Annotated in this window: 1 protein-coding gene; it reads left to right on the forward strand. The window is 75.4% G+C overall.

Translation table 11 applies throughout. The features are described 5' to 3' along the window. On the forward strand, positions 1–463 hold a 463-nt coding region (locus ACVNF4_RS36810), incomplete at its 5' end, for an ABC transporter ATP-binding protein (RefSeq protein ID WP_461807144.1). Positions 464–553 lie beyond the last annotated feature (90 nt).

The raw sequence follows: 553 nt of genomic DNA on the forward strand, positions 1-553 counted from the left end.
CCCGCACCGGCGGGCGTGGGCGCCGGCCGCGCCGGGTGACGAGGAGGCCGTACGGACGGCGCTGGAGCGGACCGGGCTCACGGACAAGGCGGACCGGCCGTGGCACTCCCTGTCGGGAGGTGAGCGGCAGCGGGCACACATCGCGCGCGCCCTCGCGCAGGACCCCCGCGAGCTGCTCCTCGACGAGCCGACCAACCACCTCGACATCCAGCACCAGTTGGCCCTGATGTCCCTCGTCACCGAGCTGCGGATCACGACGGTCGTCGCCCTGCACGACCTCAACCTCGCGGCAATGTACTGCGACCGCCTCGCCGTCCTCAAGGAGGGCCGGGTCGTCGCGTCGGGCACGCCCCGTGAGGTGCTGACCGAGTCGCTGGTGGCGGACGTGTACGGGGTGCGGGCGACCGTCAGCGAGGAGGCGGGCGGGGGCCGTCCGCACATTCGGTTTCTGGGCCCGGTGTGAGCCGGGCGCACGCGCCGGACGGTGGCCGGGACCGCGTGCGTGCCGGCGCCATCGGAGGGCCGCCGAGCCGCTCCCCCGCGACAGCGCGCC

This window comes from Streptomyces sp. S6 (assembly GCF_054880855.1).